The organism is Streptomyces sp. NPDC048106 (assembly GCF_040706415.1).
In the GTDB taxonomy this organism is placed as follows: domain Bacteria; phylum Actinomycetota; class Actinomycetes; order Streptomycetales; family Streptomycetaceae; genus Streptomyces.
The window spans coordinates 49523-73306 of the sequence record NZ_JBEZND010000016.1 but is presented as its reverse complement, the minus strand read 5'-3'; the positions used below and the strand labels follow the sequence as shown (position 1 = coordinate 73306).

Sequence of the window (23784 nt, the reverse complement as noted above, 5' to 3'; positions counted from 1 at the left end):
ATCGGGCCCTTCGTCCAGTCCTTCATCCAGTCCTTCATCCAGCCCTTCGTCCAGTCCTTCATCCGGCCCTTCCCCGGAGCGGCGGGCCGGCCGGTCGGGTGGCCGGCGGCGCGTCCCCCGGGCCGACCGCCTCGGAGTGGGGAGCAGGAGTGATGGCCGGGTGGGGGTGACCTACAAGTACTTCGGCGCACCGGACGGCGCGACCGCGGCCCGCGTCCCCATCTCGATGCGCCCCGAGGAACTCGGCGGCGACGAGCTGGGCATGAACGGCATGTTCACCAAGATCAAGCCGGAGACGATGGCCGCCATGGTCCTGACCGGCATCGAGGGCGTCCCCCTGCACAAGGTCCCGCCCCTCGAACTGGTCGTGCTGCACCCCGACTACGCGGTCGTCCGCCTCCCCATGACCGTCGTCGACCCCCTCCGCGGCATCGGCGAGGAAGCCGTCGGCGCCGCGGCCTTCATCTGGTCGACAGTCCCGGACCGGGGCGGCCCACGGGACGCGTTCAACGTGTACCAGCTGCTGCACGAGTGGCAGGACTTCTCACACCGGCTGCATGAGGCGGGGCATCAGGCGTATTGCCTGGTTTGGCCGTGAGCTGGGGTTCGTGGGGTTTGGACGGGGTCTTCGGCCCCGCGCTTTTCCGTGCCGGGGAGGGGCGGTCAAGCGGCCAGGGCACGTCAAGGGCACATTGGTTTTGCTGATGGTGCTGATGTGCCCCGCGTGGCGGGCGGGTCGCCGTTGGCTTCCGCCTCGGCTCCCCCGATTCGGCGTTGGCGAAGGCATCGTCGATCGCCTCGCGGGTGCGGCTCTTGCTGGCGCGTGTACGTCCGACGCGTGAAACCCCGGTCCGAGTCGCGCGGTACTCGGAGAGCGCCCTGCAGACCGGCTGCCCGGTGGTCCCCTGCGGCTTGCCAACCCGTCCACGAGACGCCGCCAACGTGTGATCTGATCCGGCAGCATTGCGGCCCAGGTCAGCCCCGTGTCCCGCTGCCATTCAAGCGGGGCGCATTTGCCGAGTTTCGCGAGCGCGTCAAGAGCCTGGGGTCCGCGCCCATCAGGACCATGCACGCGCCCTGCGGGGCGCCGTCCGCGCGCTGCGCACCGGTCACGGGCGACGGCTCCGGGCTGGCCATGTTCCTCGGCATCGCCGTCCTCGTCGTCATCGCTGCAGCTCGCTGGCACCAAGTCCGCCAGCACGATCAACAGGTCGCCGCCGCCCACCAAGTCCTGGCCCACCTGCAGGCCGCCTGCCAACAGGCCGCTGTCGAGCCTCTGGCCGCCCTGGCTCAGCGCAAGCCACCGGCCCGCACCATGGAACGACACGCCCAGCGCATCCTCGTGATCATGCTCGACCACGCCCAGCAGTTCCTCGACGACCCTGCCTGGCCGGCACTGGCCGCCGGCCACGACCCCGACCAGCTCCTCCAGCACGCCGCATGGCAGCGCACCCTGGACGACGCCCGCTCCACCGCCAGGACCCTCACCTGGCGCATCCAACACCTCGCTGCCCGGCAGGTACCCAGCATCCGAGCACGAACCGCCCAAGCCCGCACGAGCGCGACAGCGCGACCGGCACGTCGCGCGCTGCGACGACGACCGCTATGAGGGACGGCGGCCACCCGTACGAGCCAAGCGTGGCGACACCAGTCGGCGGGGGATTCGCGGCAGCCGCCTCTACCTCTACCTATGCGGCTTCAGCCCCACGCGGAGGCGAGGACACGCTTGCGCGGAGCGCCGAAACGTCCGTGGCCCATGCCGAGATCTCGGCCAGGTGCTGTGGCTCGATACCTACTCGGGGATTGGGCTGGATGAGGAGAGTTGGCAGGCCGCGGGCGACACGCTCCGCTGACCATTCGTGGTCGAGGCCGGTGAAGTCGTCGTCGATCCACACAGCGGGCTCGTCGCCCAGCCAGGCGTCGACGTGGTCGCGTTTCCACAGATAGCCATTGGGATGGCTGGTGGTGATATCGGGGCGTGGCAGGTCGACGTGCGGCAGGGGCGGGAGGTCGAGGAGCGGGCCGATCAGCGTGGTGGCGTCCTGCCTCCAGCTCGTGCACCAGACCGGTGTGATCAGGCCCGTACGGATCACGTCCATGAGCATGGGGCCGTGGTCGGGGTTGAGCCAGATGGTGACCGAGTCGTCTGCGCTGCGGCCGGTGGGGACGACGTCGTGGCGAACGTGGGAGGCCGGGGTGGCGCCGTCCGCGTCGGGGAAGGGTATGAGGACGCCGTCGATGTCGAGGAGCAGGTAGGGCGGGCGCATCGATTCCTCCACGGGGAGCCGAGGGTCAGAGCTTGCGCGCGGTGATCAGCAGGGTGGTGGGCCAGCGGCCCTGTCGGGGGTCGTGGAACTCCTGGGCCGAGGCGAGCCACAGGCCCGCGCGGCCGAGGTGCTTCTCCCAGCGGGCAGCGTCGAAGTCCCAACGCGGGACGGGCAGGCGGGTGCGGTCGGGCAGCGTGACGTGGTCGCGGCGGGGGCGGTCGTCTGCGGAGGGCGGTCGGCCGCCACGCTGGGGGTGGGGGGCAGAGAAGGCCAGGGTGCAGCCGGGCTTGAGGCGGTGGGTGATGGCGGGGAGCAGGAGTTCGGGGGCGACGAGGCCGATAGCTCCGAATACGAAGTAGATCGCGTCGAACTGCTCGTCGGAGGCGTGCAGGTAGTGCAGGGCGTGGCCGGCGACGAAGGTGAGGTTGTTCAGCCGTCCGTAGTGTGAGCGGGCGCGACGGACTTGCAGGCCGACCAGGTCGACGCCCGTGACGTGGGCCGCGTGCCGGGTGGCGAGGTAGGCGGCGTTGTGGCCGGGACCGCAACCGAGTTCCACCACGCGCTTGCGGCGCAGGTCGGAGCCGAGGATTTCGGCTCCGGGCCCAACGCCCGGCCGTGTGGTCCACTCCATCCGCGGCGGTGGGGCCAGCGGCTCGGCCGGACCCGCGGCCGAGCGCTGGAGGGCGTGGGCGTACCAGGGGGAGGCTTGGGCGAGCACTTACACCTCCAGGAGCTGGAGGGCATCGGTGAGGTGTCGGCGTACGACCTTGATGTAGGTGGGGTCGGTGGCGGGGTCGTTGATCCAGCGGATGGACTGCTCCATGAACCACTCGACGGCCCACATGCGGTGCCAGCCCAGCGCCCACTTCTCGGCGGGCAGGCCACCGCGCTCGGCGAGGGCGTCGGGAGCACCGCCCTCGGTGACGTAGGACTCCAGGAAGACGCGCAGGCGTACGGGGTCGGGGTCGTCGAGGGTGCCGTGCCAGCTGGCGAGGTCGAGCAGGCCCGGTCCGGTGAAGGCGCGGGCGAAGTCCAGCAGGCGCCAGCCGCGCCGACCGATGTGGAGGCTGGTGGGGTGGAACTCGGAGTGCACCCAGCCGAACGGGGCGACGGTGGTTCCTCGTGCGCGGGTGTCGGCGGCCTGGGCGATCTGGTCGAGGGCGTGCTCGATGTCGCCGGTGTCCGGCCAGCGGTCGGCCTTGCGGAGCTGGTCGAGGTGGTCCAGGGCGCGGCTGGGCAGGGCCCGCAGCCCTTCCTCGTGCAGTACGGGCAGCGCGCCGGCAGTGCGGGTGCGGTGGAGGACCACGGCCGCAGCGGCGCCGTCGAGGTCGTCCGCTTCCCGGGTAGGAGTGCCGAGGTCTTCCAGGAGCATGCCGAGCCAGCCCTCGATCCGGACCGAGTGGTAGACCTTCGGGGCGGGGATGCCAAGGGTGTGGGCGAGTCGTAGGGCCTGGTCCTCGCCGTCGAAGGGCCTCTTGGCGTACTTGAAGATCCGCGTGCTGCCGTCGGGGAAGGTCACGCGTTCGACGCCGGACATCGACCACACCCTCACCTCCTCGCGCTTAGCGGTGGTCTGGTTCGCGACGATGCACAGGTTGGCGAGGAGATCGGTGGTCAGGTTCTCGTTCACGAGGACTCCATCACGGTGGTGGCGGCATCCGGGGCGGGCGAGCGTGCCTGCCTGCCTGCCCCGGAGCCTTGCTGCTGGGTGTTACGCGGCGGGGGTCACGCGGTGGGCGTAGACCTGCTCGATCCAGCCGGCCTTGAAGGCGGCCAGGTCGTCACGGAAGTTGGCCATCGAGGCCCCGTAGGGCGCGACGACGCCGCCGGACTGGTCCGGCACGGACTGGCAGCCGTGCACCAGGCGTCCGCCGAGGGCGGCGTGGGCCTTGATGGACTCGACGCGGCGGTGCTCGTTGAACCAGCCGCCGTGGTAGACCTCGTCCAGCATCCCGCCCATCTCGTCGTCCAGGTCGAAGACGACCGAGGTGGCGGCGGGGAAGAACCAGCACGGGCCGACGTTGGAGATGTGCCCGTCCAGCTCGACCTTGTTGAGTGCCACGAGCGTGGCCGCCTCACGCAGCATCCGCAGGTGGTCGGCGGTGATCTGCGGCAGGCCGAGCCTGTCGAGGTGTTCGTCCCGGAACAGGTACGCGTACACCTCGTACGCGGTGGACGGCACGCGGGCCGCGTCCGAGGTGGACTCGCCGTGGACCTTGATGAAGTCCAGCGCGAGCTGCTCGACAGCGCTTTCGGTGGTCTCCTCCACGTCCAGGAGCTGGGACTTGACCAGCTTCCAGTCAGCGACGAGCCAGGTGTTCGACTCGAAGCGGAAGAAGTACTCGGCCGGGTCGATCGTGATGCGCCGGCCGTCGACCTGGATGCCCGGCAGGCGGCTCCAGCGATCGTCGAACGCCTGCGGCAGTTCGACCGTGATGGCCGTGGTGTCGATGGTGGTCACCGTGTCTCCGTCTCTGATCGGCCGGGTTCGGGCACGGGCATGCCTGAACTCGGAGAAGGTGTAAGGAACTTCGGGGAGCCGCCCGACCGGAAGGGGGAGCCTGGTAACGGTGTCGGACCGGGGCCGGGCGGCTGATATTGAGTGAACACGCCGTCACGCACAGTGGGTACGGTGAGAGGCTGTCGAGGCGGTATACGCGGTTTACAGCCCTGGAGCGGAGGCGATCGTGGCAGCGCAGAGAGAACCCAACTCCCGCCTGCGCGAGACCATCGAGGCGACGGGCTGCACCTACGAGGCTCTGGCGAAGGACATTCGACGCATCGCTGCCGAGAACGGCGAGACCCTCCAGACCAACAAGTCGGCTGTCTCCCATTGGGTGAACGGCACCCGACAGCCGACCGGCCGTACCACCCGGTACCTCGCCGAGGCGCTGTCCCGGAGAGCAGGCCGCACGGTCACTGAGACGGAGATTGGTCTCCGCGGAGGCGAGGCGCCGACCGAACAGGCTGATCCCGTCCTCGCCGCAACCGACCTGGGCCGTGCCGACGTCGAACGCCGGCGCTTTTTGGCCGTAGCCGCCTTTACCGCGGCCGGCGTCGCCATGCCCCTTGCGTATGACCACGAAGCCACAGGGCGCATGCTTCGAGCCCGCACCGGCAGCTCCCTGGTCGGTGCGGAGGACGTGGACGTCGTACGCCAGATCACTGCAGCTTTCAGTGCCGCCGACGAGCGTCTCGGTGGCGGCCATGGGCTCACCACCGTCACCGCGTATCTCGCCGACACCGCGGCGCCCATGCTGCGAGGACGGTTCCCGAACGAAGCCTTACGCCAGGCAGCCTTCGGAGCGGTCGCAGAACTCGCCTACCTCGCAGGCTGGAAGCACCACGACCTCGGCCAGGAAGGCGCCGCCCAGCGCTATTACCAGGTCGGCTACCAACTCGCCTGCGAAGCCGACCCGCACGGCCACGCCGCCTGGATGATGCGCGCCCTCGCCCACCAGGCCCTCAGCCTCAAGCAGCCCCACCACTGCGTCGACCTCGTCGAGGGCGCACTGACTCGCGGCCTGGGCCGCGTCGACGGCCAGACCGAGGCGCTGCTCCACATCACCCATGCCCGCGCGTACGCCGCTGTGGGCGAGAAGCCCGCAGCCGCCCGCGCCCTGCTCGCCGCCGAAGACGCTCTGCTCCGCGGCGACGGCCCACAACCCAGCTTCTCCCTCGTCAGCGGACCCGCCGCCGGCACCGTCGCCAGCCACACGGCCCGTACTCTCACCGACCTCGCCGATCACGTCGGTACGGAGCAACAGCACCGCGACGCGCTCGTCCGCTGGGATCCTGAGAAGTACAAGCGCGTCCACGCCCTCACATACGCCGACCTCGGCGACAGCCTCGCTGTCCAGGCCCGCGCCGATGAGGCGGTCGCCGCTTGGAGAGAGGCTCTCACGCTGATGGACAGCATGACCTCCGACCGCACCCGCAAGGCGATCACCTCCATTCGCTCGACCCTGGCGGTCTACCAGCGGCGCAAAGTACCCGGCGCCGCCGAACTCGCCCGTCGCGCCCGAGAGGCGCTCGCCTAGCATGCCCACCAACCCGGCCGACGAAGGGACCCCCGTGGCTCAGCCGACAACCGATGACCAGCCCAAGGCGCTCAAGCCCGCCCTGGAATCCATGACCTTGCTGGTCGCCGCCGTCATCGTCCACGACAAGGCCACCGACCGCGTGGTCCTCCTCCAGCGCAGCGACCAGGCCAAATTCGCCAAGGGCAGGTGGGACCTCCCCGTCGGCAAGAGCGAGCCCGGCGAGCCGATCACCGCGACGGCCGTCCGCGAGCTGTACGAAGAGACCGGCCTGACCGTCAAGCCAGAAGCGCTCAAGGTCGCCCACATCATCCACGGCGCCTGGGGTGTGGAAGCCCCCAACGGCTTCCTCACCGTCGTCTTCGTCGCCGACGAATGGTCCGGCGAGCCCGAAAACCGCGAACCGCGCAAGCACGCTCAAGTCCGCTGGGTCGATGCCAACGCCATCCCCGACGAATTCGTCGAGACCACCGCAAGCGCCCTCCACCGCTACCTCAGCGGCGGGCCCCAGGTGTCGCTGGACGGCTGGAACTAACTGAGCGCCTTTTCTGGGAAAGCGTCTCGCCCCACGGTGGGATGAGTGACCGCGTTCAGCGTTCCCAGGTTTCCTCGGTGAACGCCCGACAAGACACGTCGGTGAAGAGGGAGACCATGACGTACGACCGCGACCGCATCGAAGCCCTGCTCGACGAGGGAGTCCGCGACAAGGTGTACCCGGGCGCCGTGTGGGCCATCGGCGACGCCACCGGCACCCTCGCACAGGGCACCACCGGCGTCCTCGACCCCGACGAACCGGAGGTGCCGATGCGCGCCGACACCGTCTTCGATGCCGCCAGCCTCACCAAAATCCTGGCCGTATGGTCCTCCGTCGGGGCCCTGTGGGAGGAGGGCACCCTTGACCTCGATCAGCCGCTCGGCACGTTCTGGCAGGAGGTCAGCGGAGACCCACTCGGCTCCGTCACCGCCCGGCAGCTGCTGACGCACACCGCCGGCGTCCCGCTGCGGGCGCAGCTGAAGAATCTCTACGGCACCAACCCCGAGGAAATCCGCCGCGGCGTCCTCCGCGAACAACTCCACCGGGCACCCGGAGAAACCGTCGAGTACACCGACCGGGCCGCCCTCATCCTGGGCTACCTTGCCGAACACCTCTCCGGCCAGCCCTTGGACCAACTGGCCACCGCCCGCACCTGGCACCCCCTGGGCATGACCTCCACCTGCTTCGGCCCCCTACCGGCCGACCTCGCCGCCCGCTGCGCACCGACCGAACTCGACCAGGACACCGACACCCACCTCAAGGGAGTCGCCCACGATTTCTCGGCCCGCCTCCTGGGCGGCGTCTGCGGCATCGCCGGCGTCTTCACCGTCCTCGACGACGTCGCCGCCTTCCTCCGGTACATGTTCGCCCCTGCCGCTTCCCAGTTCCGGGCTGGTTTCGGGGGCGAGTGGATCACCCATTCCCTGACGATCCAGACGGGGCAGCTCCAGCCCGCTCGTGGCCTGTTCTGGCACCCCGCCCCCGGCACCACCGCCGGGAACAACGTCTGGGTCCACTACGGCTTCACCGGTACCGGCATGTGGGTCTCCCGCACCAACGACCGCTGGGCGGTGCTCCTGACCAACAAGCTCTACTACACCCGCGACCGCGGGCCGCTGACCGATGTCCGCAACGCTTTCCGCCGGCTCGTCTTCGGCTAGCTCCAAGCGATGCCCTGCACCATCGAGGCGCAGCTTCCTACCCTCTGGCCATGCCTTGGACAACACTGGCCAGTGCCGTAGTCGGCGCCTTGATCGCGACCGCTTCCGCGGTGTTACTCGACCGCAGTCGCTGGCGACGGGAACAGGACGACCGCCTCATCAGCGCACGACGTGTCCTGTACAGCGAGTAGCTCGCGTGCCTCTCTCAGGCCCGCAACGACTTCCGTGGCCTGGCGCGCAACCAAACCGTGGGCTTGGTCGAACGAGAGCGCTCCGCCCGCGACAGCTTCGCTCCGTGCTACGGCGTGCGCTACCAGATGTCGATCACGGCCGCGTCGAACGTATTCGTCGCCTCCGAAGACGCTTTTCGCCGGCTACGTGAGGTGCGGGACCTCGCCGCGGTCGGCACCCTCGCCGGGGACGAGGCGTACTCGGGCGGCCGCGCCGAGTACGAGGCTGCGCTCACTCGACTTCGTGACGCTATGCGCCTCGATCTCGGAGCCGACCGGGAACCCACGGTGGCCAGGTAAGGCGCTCCACCGGCCGACTCGGGCGCACAGTCCCAGCGGCCGAGTGACCACTGCCCTGGGCGTGCACCGCTCTTCGCCGAAGCCCCTGGGCTGCCGCTGGCGCGACGGCGAGGACCGCCGTGCTCGTCTCCAGCGGCACAGCCATGTTGTCGGTGAGGTTGTCGCTGATCAGCGTGCCGACGACGCTGATCCCCGACCGTCGCGCACAGCACTTTGACACCGTGCCACCGGACACCTGAAAGCATCCTGACCGACGGCCGGGGCTGCCGCCTGGGCCCGCGTCACCGCTCCGGCCCGCGCCGACCCTCCGTTACTACAGCCCGCAGGAGCCGCGGTCGAGGTGGAAGAGGCGGGAGTTGATCCAGCGGCACAGCCGCATGCCGACGACGACGCCGACGAGGGTGATCAGGGCCGGCAGGTATCCGCTGGCGACCTGGATGATCGGGATCGCGGGGCACCCGCCCGAGATCGCCCAGCCCGTGCCGAAGAGCACGGCGCCGGGGATCACGCCTGCGTGGATGCGCTCCGGGGTCCGGCGGACCCGCAGCAGGGCGAAGGCGCACACGATGATCACCACGGCGCCGCCGAAGGCGAAGAACATCCGCAGGTCCTGGAAGGTGAACATGCGGTTCAGCTCGGCGTAGTCGCCGAAGCCGATGTTGGTGACGGTGAAGCCGAGTGCCAGTCCGGTGATGATGTTGGCCAGCAGAATCGCGCCCCGGGTACGCATCAGATCACCTTCCACAGGAGGAACGACACCACTACGGCGGTGCCGAAGAACACGGTGGTCGCGACGATGCTGACCGGGCGGAGCCGGCCGCAGCCGCTGAGTCCGTGGCCGGAGCTGCACCCGCCGGCCAGCCGGGTGCCGAAGCCGACCAGCACGCCACCCACGAAGAGGCAGGCGACCATGGTGAGCGGATCGGCGGTGACCAGGTGCCGGAAGCCCGGGCCCATGTCGGTGCGGAGGTGGAACCGGCCGGAGGTGACCGCGGCGATCAGCCCGCCGATGAAGATCGACACCAGCAGGGCGGCCTGGGTGACCAGCGGGACGGGGCGCAGGCTCGTGGCCTCGGAGCCGCCGCTCGGCGCCGGTGCGGCGTCCGTTTCGAGCGGCCGCGGCTCCTGGTACGGAGCCTGCGGCACGGTGAACGGGGCGGTGCCCACGCCCCCGCTCACGCCCGCGCCCATACCCACGCCCACGCCCACGCCCGCACCCGCACCCGCGCCGGTGCCGAAGTGCTCCGCGGTGGCTGCCGCGAGCGCCTCGACGAGGGCCTGGTCGTCGGCGAACTCCTCGTCCATCTGTTCGAGGCGACGTTCGCGGCGCCAGTGCAGCACGCGATCCCACGCGGACGACACCCCGAAGGACCGATCGGTGACGAGGGTGTAGTTGATGGTGACCAGAGCGAGCCCGATAGCGCCCGCCCACCAAGGCCAGTAGGTACTCATGCGGGTCCTCTCATCCAATCGGCGAACCGGCTCCACAGGCCGCGCTTCTTTACGGGTGCTTGCCGCGTGTGCCGCGCGGGGCCGTCCGGGGGCCCGGGAACCTGTGACGGCGGGGCCGGCTGGTGATACCAGGCAGGGTCGGCCGCCCGAGGCGGCGACGGTGCCGGTGGCGGTGACGGCGGCGCCCCGTACCGGGCCCCGGCGTCCGGGGCCCGGGTTCCGGGTCGCGGCTGCCCGGATGGCCCGCCCGGCGCCGGACCTGCGGCGTCGGGGTGGCCCGCCCCGGTCACGACTTCGAGGTGCCGCGCGCGGGCTCCGTTGGGCAGCAGGCTGATCGGCACGCGCTCGCCGGTGAGGGACATCTGGTAGCGCGCACAGCCGTGCCACCGGTCGTCGCTGTCACAGTAATATTCGCGCCAGCCCTGCAAACTCGCCCTGAGCAAAGGGAAAAGGGGACATCCTGCGGCGTGCGAGCAACTCACGTCGCTCCCTTCCGACCGGCGTACCACCCCATGAGGGCAGAGCGGTTGCCGTTCTCGATTCTTACCCTCACTGCGCCCGGTCGACGAACTGAAGGCAACGCGGTGACGGACAGTGGCGATGAGGCGCTGCGCCTCCATTCCTCGACCGGGCGCGATGCAATCACCGTTTCGGCGCCGCGGGCAACTTCCGGGTATTTTTCCAATCGAGACCTTGACGCCACTTGGTGAGATAGTCTGCGCGACGGATTTGACGCCCCTGCCCCTTATGTCGGGATATCAATGACCGGTGAAGGGTCAACCTGAGTCACAATTCGACCGCACAGCAGCGGTTCGCGTCGATACAAGTCGCCTACTCGCGAAGAGAGTGAGAACCCTGGAATTCTTGTGATGATGACGTGAATATCATGGATCTCGAACGAAGAACGATGGAGGGCGATTATGTGTCAACGGGCTGTCTGCCGGTCGTGCGGGAAGCTGACCTACGAGGGCTGCGGACGACACGTGGAACAAGTTCTGACGGGCGTGCCGATGAACCAGCGGTGCGGCTGCCCGCAGGGCAATTCGGCACGACATGCGCGGAAAAACGGGAATTCGGCGGGTTCGCCCGGTCAGCCGCGAGACGGTTTGTGGGCCCGGATCGCAAAGTGGTCGAAAAGCCCGGCATGAGAAAATAACCGCACTCTGTCCTTTTCGGGCCCATTGGTTCAACCCGCCGGGCCGGTAGGCTTGGGCCGCTGCGGCGATCAAGACGTGTTCGGGCATGGGGATGAAGAACAAGTGCTTATAGCGGGCCGATACAGGCTGCGGGACACCATCGGGCGGGGCGCGATGGGGGAGGTCTGGCAGGCCTTCGACGAGACGCTCGGCAGACCGGTCGCCGTGAAGCTCCTGCTCCCCCACGACTCCGATCCCACCGCCTCCTCCCGTTTCCGGCTGGAGGCGCAGACCGCCGGCCGTCTCAGCCATCCGAACGTCGTCGGCGTCCTCGACTTCGGCGAGCACGACGACCGGCTGTTCCTGGTGATGGAGCTCGTCGACGGTGGCAGCCTCGCCGGGCTGCTCACCGCATCCGGGCCGCTGCCCGTCGAGCGGGTGGCCCACATCGCCGCGCAGGCCGCCGTCGGACTGGCCACCGCGCACCGGCAGGGCATCGTGCACCGGGACATCAAGCCGGCCAACCTCCTGCTGGGCGCCGACGGCACCCTGAAGATCGGCGACTTCGGCATCGCCCGCTTCCTCGACGACCCCGGGGCCGCGCTCACCGCCACCGGGCAGATCGTCGGCACCAGCCTCTACCTGGCACCCGAGCGGGCCCTGGGCCGCGCCGCGGGGCCGGCGTCGGACGTGTACTCCCTGGGCTGCGTGCTCTACCAACTCCTCAGCGGCCGCCCGCCGTTCCAGGCGGACAGCGCGCTCGCGGTGCTCCATCAGCACCTCGACGCCACCCCGGCCCCGCTGCGGCCACTGCGCCCCGACCTCCCGCCAGCCTTCGAGAGCTACCTGCTCGGCCTGCTGGCCAAGGAGCCCGAGGGCCGCCCCACGGCCGAGGAGGCGGCGGACTGGTTCGGACGCGGGGCCTGGCGCGGCGCGCCGGAGCCGCTGCCGCTGCCGAGCGAACACCGGGAGCACGGCCGCCCGACCAGACCGCACGCGCCCGGCCAGCACGCGCCCGGCCGACACGCGACCGGCCCGCGGGCCGCCGCCCCCGCGAGCCACCGCTCCGCCCCCGCGAGCCACCGCTCCGCCCCCGCGAACCCCCGCTCCAACCCCGCCGCCGTCCACCGCTCCGCTCCCACGGTCCGCTCCGACGGCGCCTTCGCCCCGGCGGCGGACACCGAGTGGCAGACGAGCGTGCACCGGGCCGCGCCCCGCCGCCCGCGGCGGCCGTCCCCGCTGCGGTCCCGGTGGGTGGCCGTGCTGGGCGGCGCCTGCCTGTTCGCCCTGGCGCTGCTGGCGGGCATGCTGTGGTTCTCGCCCGGCACCGGCTCGGCCCAGGAGCCGCGGACCACGCCGTCCACCAGTGCGAGCCCCGCCGCGTCCGCCCCCTCCTCGGGCACGCCGTCGACGTCGTCCTCGCTCCCGGCACAGCCCGCCGGGCAGGATGCGGAACAGGCCTCCGAGGACGGGCAGGGTGGCCCCAAGGAGACCGACAAGCGCGGCAAGGAAAAGGACTGACGCTGACGCGCCGGGCGCGAGGGAGCCCGGGAGCGGGAGAGCACGCGCCAGACCCCGTCTACCCCGTGGCCGAGCGGCGCCGTGCCTCGCCCGCCCGCGCCAGGATCTCGTCCACCGACCACTGGTCATAGGCGTGCTCGCCGTAACGCGCGGCGACGATCCCGCCCTCGGCGTCGATCAGGAAGTCCGCGGGCAGTCCCAGCCGACCCCCGTGCGGCTGGGCTGCCGGTGCGTGTTCCCGGCGTCGGGAGATCGTCCACGCGCTGCGCAGCACCGCCCGCAGGATCGGGCCCCATGCGCGCGGATGCAGCAGGGCACGCGGCGACGACTCCACACCGAACTCGACGTACAGCCGCTTGTCCGGATCGGCCACGACGGGGAACGGCAACTCGACGACATGCTCCCGCAGTTCATCGGCGGGCGAGTGGAAGAGGACCACCTCCTGGATGCCGGCCGCCGCCAGTTCCGCGTGCCGCCGCACGACCGAGCGCAGATGCAGATTGCACACGGGGCAGCCCGCGAAGCGCCGGAACTGGAGGTGGGTCAGCCGGTCGGGGGCGGGGAGCCGGAGCGGCGGGCCCGTCACGGGAGTGAGGGTGCGCGGGGTGATCGAAGCGCCGGGGGCAAGTCGCCCGCCGGGCAGGGCAGTTGGCATCGACATCGGCCTCCTTGGTAGGCGTACGTCGTACACCTACGAGGGTAGGCGTATGCCGTACGCTGTCAAGCGCCATGCCACGACCCCGCTCCCTGAGCCACGACCAACTGGCCGCCGCCGCGCTCGCCGTCCTCGACCGCGACGGTCTCGCCGGGCTGTCCATGCGCGCGGTCGCCAAGGAACTCGGCATGAGCACGATGGCGCTCTACCGGTACGTCCGCGACCGCGACGAACTCGAACTGCTCGTCGTGGAGTTCGCGCTCGGGGCGGTCGACACCGGGGCGCCGCCAGAGGACCTGCCCTGGCGCGAGCGGATCGAGATCCTGATGCGGCGCATGCGGGACACGCTGAGCGCGCACCCCTCGGTCGTCCCGCTGACCATGACCCACCGGCACCACTCGCGCGCGCTGCTGCGCTGGTCGGAGACGGTCCTCGCCGTCCTCACCGGCGCGGGCTTCGACGGCGAACGCAGGGTCGTCGCCCTGCGGAGCCTGATCGCCTACGTCAACGGGGCCCTGCAACTGGAGCACCTCGGCGCCCTCTCCGGCGCGGGCACGACCGCGATCTCGGCCCTGTCCCCCGACGAGTTCCCCCTCATGGCCGCGACGGCCCGCAGCGCCCGGCGGGTCGACCCCGAGAGGGAGTTCTCCGGCGGTCTCACCGTGCTGCTGCGGGGGCTGGACGACTGAGCCCCGTGACGGGAAGCCGGCCGGTCGCACGGACCGTGCGGCTGTCCGCCGCCGTGACTCCGAGGAGGCCGAGCAGCGTCGTGGCGACGGAGGCCGACTGCCAGCGGACGGTGAGGGTCGCTCCGCCGCCGCAGGCGTCGGGCGGCGGGGCGGCCGCCGTGGCATGGGCGAGGCCGATCTCGCCGACCGGGCGTCCGTCCAGTGCCTACAGCCCGGTACTCCCCGGCAACCCTTCCGGCGACCCTTCCAGCCTGATCATCCGATGAGGCTTGCCGCGCAGCACCCGGGCCGCGCACCGGCCCCAGCGCGCCGCACACCGGCCCCCAGCGCGCCGCGCGCCGCCGCGTTCACGTCCTCCGCCATCATGGAGCGGCCCCGCTCGTGGTCCCGGCCGCCCGGTTGGACATCGTCGGCGTCGACGAGGCCCGTGACGCCTTCCATGTCCGCACTCATGTACACACGCATGGCGTCGACCCCAAGGGACCCTACGTATTGTAGGTTCCCCATCGGCCACCACCGTAAGGCCGTTCACACACCTGTTCCACCACGTTCAACGGGGGATCCATGCAGGACACGGAGACGGCGCCCAGCGGTGAGGTCTGTGTGCGCAGCCTCGCGCCGACCCTCGCCGTACTCGTCGTCAGCCTCTTCGTCGCCGCCGTCGGGGTGTACGAGCTGTGCGGCTTCGGGCTGCACAGCCTCGACCGGCGCCCGCACCTGTTCAGCGACGGCCTGGCCACCGGCGGGGTGATCGTCGCCGTGGTGGCCGCCGGGGCCGCGGCCGGGAACCTGGCCTGGATGCTGGCCTCCGCCCGGCGCGGTGCGGAAAGGGCCGGGTAAACGGAAAGGGCCGGGTAAGAGGCGGGCCCGGTACGCTCCTCTCCCGTACGCCGACCGGCACACGTTTCCCTACAAGTTGTAGGGTCGCGCCCGTAGGCCCCGTCCCCCTCCCCAAGGTGACCAGTCACCATGCCCGCTGCGCAGTCGACCCACCCCTCCCCGCAGGCCCCCGCCCGGCGTACCCCGCGCCGCGAGTTCCCGCCGATCACGCCCAGTCCCCGGCTGCGCGCGGGAGCGGCCGCGGCCACGGTCTGGTACCTGCGGCTGATCGCCGTGCTCAACGTCCTCGCGGTGCTGTCCCTGCCGTTCCGCGAGGAGGTCCACGAGCACAACACCAGCAAGCTCTTCAACCAGGAGCACCCGCATCACCACGTCGGCGCCTTCTTCACGCCGTACCTGGCCACCGGCGGCCTGGTCTCCGCCGCGCTCGCGATCTTCCTGATGCTGGTGATGCGGCGCCGCAAGCGCGCCGCCTGGCTGACCAACATCCTGCTGGCCGGGCCGCTCTTCGCGGTCTACGCCGTCGGGCTCACCCAGGACCGGTACGCCGACCACGTCTTCAACTGGGTCTCCGCCGCCCTGACCGGCCTCTTCGTGGCCGCCCTGCTGATCGGCAGGCGCGAGTTCAACGCGGTCGGCGACCCCGCCAACCCGAAGCTGGCGCTGGCCGTCGGCGCGGGCGGTCTGCTGGCCACCGGCGGGCTCGGCACCCTGCTGGTGCACGCCACCAACAAGCTGCCCGGCGCGGGCCTCACCGACGAGATCGCCTACACCTACCTGCGCGGCATCAGCGTCGGCGTGTTCGCCGACCGCATCGACCACGTGCACGCGCCACGGTGGACCGACATCACGGTCAACGCCCTGCTCGCCGCGGCCTTCTGCCTCGTCCTCTACGCCTGCTTCCGCTCCCCGCGCGGCAAGCAGCTGCTCACCGCCGCCGACGAGGAGCGGCTGCGCGCCCTGCTCGACAAGCACGGTGCCCGCGACTCCCTCGGCTACTTCGCGCTGCGCCGCGACAAGGCCGCCGTCTTCTCCCCCAGTGGCAAGGCCGCGATCACCTACCGCGTCGTCGGCGCCGTCTCCCTCGCCTCCGGCGACCCGATCGGCGACCCCGAGGCATGGCCCGGCGCCATCGACGCCTGGCTCGCCGAGGCCCGGCGGCACGCCTGGATCCCGGCGGTCATGGGCGCGAGCGAGGAGGCCGGCACCGTCTACGCGCGGCACGGCCTGGACGCCCTCGAACTCGGTGACGAGGCCATCGTGGACATCGCCGACTTCACCCTCGAAGGGCGCCCGATGCGCGTGGTCCGCCAGGCCCACAAGCGGGTCGGGCGGGCCGGCTACACCGTGCGCATCCGCCGCCACGAGGACATCCCGGCCGAGGAGATGGCCGTCCTCGTCGACCGCGCCGACCACTGGCGCGACGGCGCCACCGAGCGCGGCTTCTCCATGGCGCTGGGCCGCCTCGGCGACCCGGGGGACGGGCGCTGCGTGATGCTGGAGTGCCGCGACGGCGACGGCCGGCCCCGCGCCCTGCTCAGCTTCGTGCCCTGGGGCGAGCACGGCCTCTCCCTGGACCTGATGCGCCGCGACCGCGACTGCGAGAACGGCCTGATGGAGTACATGGTGGTCGAACTCCTGCTGCGCGCCCAGGAACTGGGCATCCAGCGGGTGTCCCTGAACTTCGCCATGTTCCGCTCCGTCTTCGAACGCGGCGCCCGCCTCGGCGCGGGCCCGGTGCTGCGGCTGTGGCGCTCGACCCTCACCTTCTTCTCGCGCTGGTGGCAGATCGAGTCCCTGTACCGCGCGAACGCGAAGTACCGGCCGGTGTGGGAGCCGCGGTTCCTGCTCTTCGCCAAGTCCAGCGACATCCCGCGGATCGGGCTGGCGAGCGCGCGGGCGGAGGGGTTCCTCACGTTGCCGGGGATGGGCGAGCGGTCGTGACGTCCGGGCCGCCGGCGCCCGGCGGCCCGTCCTCGGGGGCCATGTCGAGGCCGGGGACGTGGATCAGGGCGGCGCGTACGGCGGCGGCCACCCGGGGCAGGTCGACGCCCAGGCGGGTGAGGCGGGGGAGCAGCTCGGCGAGCGGGAGCCCGGCGTCGCGGACGATCTCCAGGAAGTCCGGGATCGGATTGTCCAGTTCGAGGGGCAGATCCGCGTCATTGGGCCCGAAACCCTCCCCGCACAGCCGCAGATCCTCCGGGCTCAGCTGTTCCAGCTCACGCGCGGGCACCTCCAGGCCCGACTCGGTCAGCCGGCGGACCACCTCCTCCCGCTCCAGCATCAGCTCGGAGGAGACGCTGACGAGGTGGAACAGGGGCACCGGCCGGTCCCAGTCGAGGTAGCGGCCGTGCCGCTTCAGCCGGACCATGTCGTCGTCGTACATGTTCGGACGGGCCGGTGCCGTGGTCGTCGCGACCCGTACGCCGTAGCGCCCCAGGCAGTCGAGGACCGCCCGTGGGGACAGGCGGAGATCCTGGGCCGACCGGAGGACCACCGGTGCGGGCACCGTGCAGACGGTCAGGTCGTCCGCGCCGCTCGGCAGATTCCCGTAGACCTCGTACAGGATCTTCCCGTCGTCCGGCAGCAGTTGGTCGGGGAGCGTCACGAACCGCGGGCGCAGGCCGTAGGCGCGCAGCCGGGCGGCCGCGGACGCCGGCGAGTGCCCGCTCGCGGCGGCCCGCTGTCCCAGCCGCCACAGCGGCGGCTCCGCTTCGAGGACGAAGGCGCCGCGCTCGTTGACGTTGAACAGCAGCGCGTCGGCGTCCTCGACGTGATCGGGCAGGCTGCCGACCAAGAGTCCCAACTCCCGTAGGCGGCACGCGATCTCGGGCAGCGACTCGCCGGAGCGCAGGGTCGCCTGGAGGAGGAGGCCCGGGGGCACGGGCTCCCGGGCGTCGAGAAGCCGCAGCAGCGCCGTGCTCCAGCCCCACTCGCCGCTCAGCCGCAGCAGCTCCCGCGCGGCGGGGTCGTCGAGGGCGCCCGGCTCGGGCCGCAGCCCGTAGTCGGCGAGCGCCCCCACCACCTCGCCCAGTGAGCGGTCCAGCTCGCGCATCGCCACCAGCAGTTGCCCGGCCGTGACCGGCCGGTCGGGCTCCAGCCACGGGACGTCGCCGTTCAGCTGGACGCTGAGCAGGCGCGCCACCCAGTCCTCCGGCGGCACGGCCGGTAGACCGCGCGCGGGCACCCGGAAGCCCAGCGCCCGCATCCGTTCGAGCGCCTCCTCCACACGGATGTTCAACGTCAGGTACGCCTTGACGAAGTGCCCCGGCGCCACCGGCTCCGCCGTCGCCATCCAGCGGTTGGCGTAGAAGTCCGCGTCCACGCCGCGCAGGGTGCGGTCGAGCAGCGCGACCGTGGTGGCGTCGGCGACGACCTCGCCCACGGGCCGCCCGGGCACGGGCAGGCCGAGCCGCTCCATCCGGACGAGTGTCTCCTCGTACGACATCCCGCAGGCCATGGCCGCCGACAGCACGTGCCCCGGGCGTACGGGCTCGTCGTCGTCCTCGGGCTCGATCCAGTTGCGGTTCTCCCAGCCCCTGCCGTCCGTGGAGCGCAGCAGCACATCCGACGGCCGCGCGGGCAGCACCGCCCGGACCCGGGACAGCTCCGGCACGAGGCTGGTCAGGGCGGTCAGTTCGGCGCAGCCGGGATGCGCGAGCAGGCGCCACAGCAGCGTGGCGTCGTCCGCGCGGGCGCCGACGATCTGGGCCGGCGCGGTCCAGCCCTGCGGGCGATCGGCATCGTGCACCCACAGGACGTCGGGCGGGAAGAACCCGGCGCTCGCCACGGGCGCGGGGTGCCCGTGCACGTCGAGCGCGACGCCCGCCTCCCCCGCCGCCTCGGTGATCAGGTCGGCCAGCCGGGGGCTGCGCCGGGCCACCTCGGCCAGCCACTGGCCGGTCAGCAGCGGCGGACCGGCCGCGAGCAGCGTCGGCAGCGCGGCCTTGACGAGTTTCTCGACCACGTCGTCCACGTCCGGGTCCAGGATCTCCGCCCGGTCCACCGACAGGTCCCGTGGCCGGCTCCCGCCCGTCAGGTTCACCACGGCTCCCCGCAGCCGTCCGGCGCCCTCCGGCCCGGCCAGCACGCCCCGCCGGATCCGGGGTTCGATGAAGATGCCGTCGGCGAGGAGGCCGCCCCCGTGCTCGCACCAGATCACCTGGCCGTCGGTGCGCGCCTCGCCGTCCGGCCAGGAGACCGTGAACCCGTGGGCGACGAACCCGTCCGAGCGGCCCACCGCGGCCTCCCGGAGCCGGAGCACGCCCGGCTCCCAGGGTGCCTTCTCCTGTCCGCCGTCCCGTTCCGCGGTGACCGGGAACTCCGCGATGCCGAGGAGGCGGCGCAGTTCCCGCACGCAGGAGGGCGCGTCCTTGCCGTCCCTGAGGTAGAGGCGGACCTTGGTGCCGACGGGGCCCCGCTTCCCCGTCCGCCCGACCCGGAAGTAGTGGCCCGGACCGGTGATCAGGACGGTCAGCTGTTCCTGGGGGCCCTCGCGGGTGTCCATCGAGCAGGTGGTGACCCGGATCTCGTCGGCGAGCATGAAGTAGCTGAGCACTCCGATGCCGAACCGGCTGTTCGGCCGTACGGCGAACCCGTCGCCGTCCTCCCAGTCGGCGGCGCGCGGATGGTCGCGGAAACGCACGCCTGCCCGGGAGAACACCTCGGCCAGCACGGTCTCGTCCATGCCGATGCCCTCGTCCTGGCATTCGAGGTAGTGGCGCTGTTCGTCCTCGTCCCAGCCCTGGCGGAAGGTGATCCGGCCCTGGAAGGTGTCGCGGCCGTAGAGCCGGTGGTGGTAGGCGCGGCCGTAGCGGCAGGCGTCCAGCGCGTTCTGGTACAGCTCGCGGATGGCGAGGCCGCGGTCGCGGTACAGGTTCTCGCCCATGAGGAGTTCCTGGATCCGCTCCTCGTCCAGCCGGAACCGGATCACCTCGCCCGCCTGCCGGGGGCGGCCCGTCGCGTCCACCTCGCGCACCCCGTCGGCGTGCGCGTAGACCGGCAGGGCGCCGATCTCCTCGGTGGGTTTGGTGCGGCGGGCCTCGCGCAGCAGGGCGTCCACGTGCCGGGCGTGCCCGGTCAGCGCGGCGACGGCGGCGGGGTGGTCGCAGGGGGCGTCCAGCGCGAGGGTGTCCCCGACGGGGGTCCACTTCGCCTTGTTCAGCCTGGCCAGTAGCTGGGCGGGGACGAGGGGTTCGGGGATGCCGACGTGCTCGGCGACGGCCGACGGCAGGTCGGTGACCTCGATCGCCATGGCGTGGCCGATCGCGAAGAGGGGGCCGACGAGGAGGGCGCGGACCTGCTGGGCGTCGTGCCCGCCGAAGTCGAGGTACGACGACTCCTGCGGGGGCTTGCGGAACAGTTCCCGCGGGCCGAGGTGGGCACAGGACAACAGCCAGGGCAGACAGGGCTGTTCGAGTACGGTCGCCAGGTCGGGCCCCGTCCGGCCGAGGGCGTCCAGCACGTCCCCGAGGCGCTCCGGCTGCGCGGCCCGCGGCTTGGCCCACTGGTGGAAAAGCCACCAGCCGACCTCGGCACGGCCATCCCCGCGGTCGGGCAGGGTGGTGCCGAGCTTGGCCGCCCTGACGAGGCGTTTGTGGCCCGCCAGTACGGCGTTGAACTCCGCGCGTTCCGGCCCGCCCTCGGCGTGCTCGTCCAGGTCCGCCGGATCCACGGCGCACAGGTCGGCGACGGTCCAGGCGTGCTGCACCTGGTACAGGAAGGGGAGCAGGGCGATCAGCGCGGCCTCGGCGGCCGACAGCGAGGGGGTCGTAAGGGCGCCCCGGATGTCGGCCAGCCGCAGATCGGTCCAGCGGACCGTGCGCCGGGCGAGTTCGGGGTCGTACCAGGGGTCCGGGGTGAGTAACTCCCGTTGCTCGTCGTAGAGTTCCGCGAGCCTGCTCGCGGCGTCCGCCGTCTGCGCCCGGAGCGCCGCGGCCCGTTCGGCGGCGTCGGCCCGCACGAGCGTCCAGGCTTCCGAGCCTTCCGCCAACTGCCGCCAGAGGTACGGCAGTCCGGTGCCGGCCGGCCCGGCGGTGGTGCCGGTGGTGCCGGGCGGGGGCCGCTCCTCGTCGCGCCGCCGCCGGGCCTCCTTCAGCAGCAGGGTCCACTCCTCGACCGTGGGGAAACCCTGGGCCCGCGGGTTCTGTTCGTGCGCCAGGTGGGCCAGCGCGCGCCAGAACGCGGCGGCTTTCTCCGTGCGGCGGGGGAGCCGGTCGCACGCGCACCAGTCGTCGAGCGTCTGGGGTGAGACGTCCTGCCGGTACCGCGCCTTGATCTCGTAAGCGAGCCTCTTCGAGCCCGGCGAGCCGGCCGCCCGGTACAGCCGCCTCAGCTCGTCCTCGTACCGCTTCCGTCCCGTCATCGCGCCGCCCCCTCCCGCCCCGACTCCCGCGAATCGTACGACTCGTACGACTCGGGAAGTCGCAGATTACCGGCTGACCTGCGCCTTCGACCGGGGTGGCGCGGATCCGCCCGCTCCGGGGCCGCCGACCTCGGGCAACCTCGTCGCCATCGCCACGAACCCCCTTGCGACCAGCGCCGAAAGGACCCCGCGATGGACCCGCTCCTCCTCGCCGCAGCCTCCGCCCTCGTCACCCTCCTGATCATCGCCGCGGCCGCCGTCCTGATCGTCCGCTCGGCCCTCACCGACACCGACTCCAAGGACCGCGCGTCGATCCTGGAGGGCGTGGCGGAGGTGGTGCGGGCGCTGCGGGGGAAGCGGTGAGGGACCGGCGCCCGGAGCCACCCTGGTCCGAAGGAAGGGTCCTAACCGCCGCCCACCGTGAAGCCGATCACCGAACCGCCGCCCTCGCGCCGGTAGGCGAACGGCGCGCCCCCGTGCGCCATCGCCACCTCCCGCACGATGGACAGGCCGAGTCCCGAGCCCGGCAGGGACCGGGCGTCCGCCGCCCGGTAGAAGCGGTCGAAGATCCGGATCAGGTCGCCCTCCGCGATCCCGGGCCCGCGGTCCAGCACCTCCACCCGTACCGTGCCCGGCCGGGCAGGGCCCAGCACATGGACCTCGATCGGCGCCTGGCCTGCCCGGTCGAACTTGGCCGCGTTCTCGACCAGGTTGGACATGGCCCGCTGGAGCATCCCGGGCCGCCCGTCGGTGGTCGTGTCGCCGCTCGCGCGCAGCACGATCCGCCGTCCGGTCCGCCGCGATGCCAGCCCCACCACGTCCTCCGCGATGTCGGCGAGATCGACCCGCTGCGGTGGCTCGGTGTCGGACTGCCCGGCCGCGAGATCGACCAACTCGTTGACCAGGTCGGTGAGTTCGCGGGCCTCCTGGGTGAGGTCGGCGACGAGGTCGTCCCGGGTGTCCGGGGGCAGCTCGTCGATGCGGCGCAGCAGCGAGATGTTCGTGCGCAGTGAGGTGAGCGGGGTCCGCAGCTCGTGCCCCGCGTCCTGGACCAGCCTGCGCTGATCCTCCTCCGACTGGGCGAGCCGCCCCAGCATCCGGTCGAAGGCGCGTCCGAGCCGGCCCACCTCGTCGAGTCCCGCCACCGGCACCTCGATGCCCAGCCGCCGGGTGCGGGCGACGTCCTCGGCGGCGGAGGTCAGCACCACCAGGCGCCGGGTGATCCGGCGGGCCAGCCACCAGCCGAACAGCCCCGCCGCCACCACCACGGCCGCCATCAGGATCAGCGTCCGCTGCTGGAGCGTGCGCAGCAGGTCCTCGGTGTCGCTGAACTCCTGCGCCACCTGCACCGCGCCCCGCCCGTCGCCGAGCGAGACGGTGGCGATGCGGTAGAGGTCGTCGCCGACCTGGACGTCCTTGTGCTCGACCGTCTTGCCGGCCGACCGCGCGAGCGCCATCGCCCGGTCGTGGGAGGTGACGGGGAGCGACGGGTCGCCGTGGTCGACGATCTCGCCCCGCGCGCCGAGCACCTGCACGTCGGTACGGGCGGGCCGGACCAGGTCGTGGCCGGGCCGGGAGGAGGAGAAGTCCTCCGGCACCATCGCGTGCTGCCGTACCTCGTCCCGTACGTCCTGCACGACCTGGCCGAACACCGACTGCTGGTCGACGCGGACCAGCCGGGCCGCGGAGCCGTACGACACGATGCCGACGAGGATCGCGACGGCCGCGGTGACGGCGGCGAAGGAGACGGCGAAGGTGGTGCGCAGGGAGACCAGCTTGGGCCGGCGCCCGGCCGGCAACCGGCGCAGGCGGCCCACTCAGTCCTCCCGCAGCACGTAACCCACGCCCCGCACCGTGTGGATGAGCTGGGGGGCGCCGGGCTCGTCCAGCTTGCGGCGCAGGTAGCCGACGTAGACGGCGAGGTTCTTGGAGCCGGGGCCGAAGTCGTAGCCCCAGATGCGGTCGTAGATCGTGGAGTGGTCGAGCACGATGCCGGCGTTGCGCACCAGCAGTTCGAGCAGTTCGAACTCGGTGCGGGTCAGCTCCAGCTCACGCCTGCCGCGCCAGGCCCGGCGGGCCTGGAGGTCCATGCGCAGGCCGGCGGCCTCGACCTGCCGGTCGGAGGCCTGGGGCTCGCCCCGGCCGCCGCCGTCGCCGCCGGCCGGCCCGGCGGGGACCGGGCTGATACGGCGCAGCAGGGCGCGCAGCCGGGCGAAGACCTCCTCGACGTCGAAGGGCTTGACCACGTAGTCGTCGGCCCCGGCGTCCAGGCCCGCGATGCGGTCGGCGGTCTCGACGAGCGCGGTGAGCATGAGGATGGGGGTGCGGTCCCCCTCGGCGCGCAGCACACGGCAGACCTGGAGGCCGTCGATGCCCGGCATCATCACGTCGAGCACGAGGACGTCCGGCGGGGTCTTGTGGGCCTGTGCGAGCGCCTCGACGCCGTCGGCCACCGCCGTCACCTCGTACCCTTCCAAAGTGAGGGCACGTTCGAGGGCGTGGCGGATGGCGCGGTCGTCTTCGGCGAGGAGCACAGTCTGGGGCACGGAACCAGTCTGCCAAGGCCCCCGGCGGTTCGGCCGGGGTGCCTGGGCC

20 protein-coding genes and 3 pseudogenes are annotated in these 23784 nt (G+C 71.8%); 11 read left to right on the top strand and 12 right to left on the bottom strand.

Annotated elements, in window-relative coordinates:
* Positions 1 to 160 precede the first annotated feature (160 nt).
* Together AB0927_RS18440 and AB0927_RS18435 are read left to right on the top strand one after the other, a co-directional pair.
* Positions 161 to 598, top strand: a complete 438-nt coding sequence (locus AB0927_RS18440) for a hypothetical protein (protein WP_366668659.1) — start codon at positions 161 to 163, stop codon at positions 596 to 598.
* Positions 599 to 1017: 419 nt separating this feature from the next.
* Positions 1018 to 1609 (top strand): annotated as a pseudogene (locus AB0927_RS18435) (mobilization protein); the annotation flags it as partial.
* Positions 1610 to 1688: 79 nt separating this feature from the next.
* Here AB0927_RS18435 and AB0927_RS18430 read toward each other — a convergent pair.
* The 4 genes from AB0927_RS18430 to AB0927_RS18415 form a co-directional block, all read right to left on the bottom strand.
* Positions 1689 to 2267 (bottom strand): HAD domain-containing protein, encoded by a 579-nt coding sequence (locus tag AB0927_RS18430; RefSeq protein WP_366668658.1) that lies wholly within the window; start codon positions 2265 to 2267, stop codon positions 1689 to 1691.
* Between the two features lie 25 nt (positions 2268 to 2292).
* Positions 2293 to 2985 (bottom strand): class I SAM-dependent methyltransferase, encoded by a 693-nt coding sequence (locus tag AB0927_RS18425; RefSeq protein ID WP_366668657.1) that lies wholly within the window; start codon positions 2983 to 2985, stop codon positions 2293 to 2295.
* The gene (locus tag AB0927_RS18420) at positions 2986 to 3897 is read right to left on the bottom strand and encodes an aminoglycoside phosphotransferase family protein (RefSeq protein WP_366668656.1); all 912 of its coding nucleotides are present in this window, start codon (positions 3895 to 3897) and stop codon (positions 2986 to 2988) included.
* Positions 3898 to 3978: 81 nt separating this feature from the next.
* Positions 3979 to 4728 carry a hypothetical protein gene (locus AB0927_RS18415; protein WP_366668655.1) on the bottom strand — a complete coding sequence of 250 codons (750 nt, stop codon included), beginning with the start codon at positions 4726 to 4728 and terminating at the stop codon, positions 3979 to 3981.
* A gap of 226 nt (positions 4729 to 4954) precedes the next feature.
* On the opposite strand from AB0927_RS18415, the gene AB0927_RS18410 reads away from it, so the two are divergent.
* From AB0927_RS18410 to AB0927_RS18395, 4 genes are all read left to right on the top strand, one after another.
* Positions 4955 to 6307, top strand: coding sequence for a tetratricopeptide repeat protein (locus tag AB0927_RS18410; protein WP_366668654.1), 1353 nt, complete (start codon positions 4955 to 4957; stop codon positions 6305 to 6307).
* A 1-nt stretch (position 6308) separates the two neighbouring features.
* The gene (locus tag AB0927_RS18405) at positions 6309 to 6842 is read left to right on the top strand and encodes an NUDIX domain-containing protein (RefSeq protein ID WP_366668653.1); all 534 of its coding nucleotides are present in this window, start codon (positions 6309 to 6311) and stop codon (positions 6840 to 6842) included.
* A 116-nt stretch (positions 6843 to 6958) separates the two neighbouring features.
* Positions 6959 to 8002 carry a serine hydrolase domain-containing protein gene (locus tag AB0927_RS18400; RefSeq protein ID WP_366668652.1) on the top strand — a complete coding sequence of 348 codons (1044 nt, stop codon included), beginning with the start codon at positions 6959 to 6961 and terminating at the stop codon, positions 8000 to 8002.
* Between the two features lie 254 nt (positions 8003 to 8256).
* On the top strand, positions 8257 to 8532 hold the full coding sequence (locus tag AB0927_RS18395; protein WP_366668749.1) for a hypothetical protein: 276 nt from the start codon (positions 8257 to 8259) through the stop codon (positions 8530 to 8532).
* A gap of 313 nt (positions 8533 to 8845) precedes the next feature.
* Here AB0927_RS18395 and AB0927_RS18390 read toward each other — a convergent pair whose 3' ends face one another.
* Positions 8846 to 9262, bottom strand: coding sequence for a YeeE/YedE thiosulfate transporter family protein (locus tag AB0927_RS18390; protein WP_366668651.1), 417 nt, complete (start codon positions 9260 to 9262; stop codon positions 8846 to 8848).
* The gene (locus tag AB0927_RS18385) at positions 9262 to 9984 is read right to left on the bottom strand and encodes a YeeE/YedE thiosulfate transporter family protein (RefSeq protein ID WP_366668650.1); all 723 of its coding nucleotides are present in this window, start codon (positions 9982 to 9984) and stop codon (positions 9262 to 9264) included. Before AB0927_RS18385 ends, AB0927_RS18390 begins: the two co-directional genes overlap by 1 nt.
* 1259 nt (positions 9985 to 11243) lie before the next feature.
* Between AB0927_RS18385 and AB0927_RS18380 the strand changes: the two genes are divergently transcribed.
* A complete protein-coding gene (locus AB0927_RS18380; protein WP_366668649.1) occupies positions 11244 to 12641 on the top strand; it encodes a protein kinase in 1398 nt (465 codons plus the stop codon).
* Between the two features lie 58 nt (positions 12642 to 12699).
* On the opposite strand, the gene AB0927_RS18375 is transcribed toward AB0927_RS18380, so the two are convergent.
* Positions 12700 to 13302 (bottom strand): peroxiredoxin-like family protein, encoded by a 603-nt coding sequence (locus AB0927_RS18375; protein WP_366668648.1) that lies wholly within the window; start codon positions 13300 to 13302, stop codon positions 12700 to 12702.
* A gap of 68 nt (positions 13303 to 13370) precedes the next feature.
* On the opposite strand from AB0927_RS18375, the gene AB0927_RS18370 reads away from it, so the two are divergent.
* Positions 13371 to 13985: a TetR/AcrR family transcriptional regulator C-terminal domain-containing protein gene (locus tag AB0927_RS18370; protein ID WP_366668647.1), complete on the top strand. Its 615-nt coding sequence runs from the start codon at positions 13371 to 13373 to the stop codon at positions 13983 to 13985.
* Between the two features lie 10 nt (positions 13986 to 13995).
* Here the strand turns inward: AB0927_RS18370 and AB0927_RS18365 are convergent.
* Together AB0927_RS18365 and AB0927_RS18360 are read right to left on the bottom strand one after the other, a co-directional pair.
* A pseudogene (locus AB0927_RS18365) lies at positions 13996 to 14187 on the bottom strand (peptidase M55); the annotation flags it as partial.
* A gap of 113 nt (positions 14188 to 14300) precedes the next feature.
* Positions 14301 to 14450 (bottom strand): annotated as a pseudogene (locus tag AB0927_RS18360) (M55 family metallopeptidase); the annotation flags it as partial.
* A gap of 99 nt (positions 14451 to 14549) precedes the next feature.
* On the opposite strand from AB0927_RS18360, the gene AB0927_RS18355 reads away from it, so the two are divergent.
* Both AB0927_RS18355 and AB0927_RS18350 read left to right on the top strand, forming a co-directional pair.
* Positions 14550 to 14825, top strand: coding sequence for a hypothetical protein (locus AB0927_RS18355; protein ID WP_366668646.1), 276 nt, complete (start codon positions 14550 to 14552; stop codon positions 14823 to 14825).
* Positions 14826 to 14954: 129 nt separating this feature from the next.
* The gene (locus AB0927_RS18350) at positions 14955 to 16769 is read left to right on the top strand and encodes a phosphatidylglycerol lysyltransferase domain-containing protein (protein ID WP_366668645.1); all 1815 of its coding nucleotides are present in this window, start codon (positions 14955 to 14957) and stop codon (positions 16767 to 16769) included.
* On the opposite strand, the gene AB0927_RS18345 is transcribed toward AB0927_RS18350, so the two are convergent.
* The gene (locus AB0927_RS18345) at positions 16738 to 21189 is read right to left on the bottom strand and encodes a hypothetical protein (protein WP_366668644.1); all 4452 of its coding nucleotides are present in this window, start codon (positions 21187 to 21189) and stop codon (positions 16738 to 16740) included. The genes AB0927_RS18350 and AB0927_RS18345 overlap by 32 nt on opposite strands.
* Before the next feature lie 192 nt (positions 21190 to 21381).
* Here AB0927_RS18345 and AB0927_RS18340 point away from each other — a divergent pair, with 192 nt between their 5' ends.
* On the top strand, positions 21382 to 21552 hold the full coding sequence (locus tag AB0927_RS18340) for a hypothetical protein (protein ID WP_366668643.1): 171 nt from the start codon (positions 21382 to 21384) through the stop codon (positions 21550 to 21552).
* Positions 21553 to 21593: 41 nt separating this feature from the next.
* On the opposite strand, the gene AB0927_RS18335 is transcribed toward AB0927_RS18340, so the two are convergent.
* A complete protein-coding gene (locus tag AB0927_RS18335; protein ID WP_366668642.1) occupies positions 21594 to 23006 on the bottom strand; it encodes a HAMP domain-containing sensor histidine kinase in 1413 nt (470 codons plus the stop codon).
* Complete coding sequence (locus AB0927_RS18330; RefSeq protein ID WP_366668641.1) at positions 23007 to 23735, bottom strand: response regulator transcription factor; 729 nt, start codon at positions 23733 to 23735, stop codon at positions 23007 to 23009.
* Positions 23736 to 23784 lie beyond the last annotated feature (49 nt).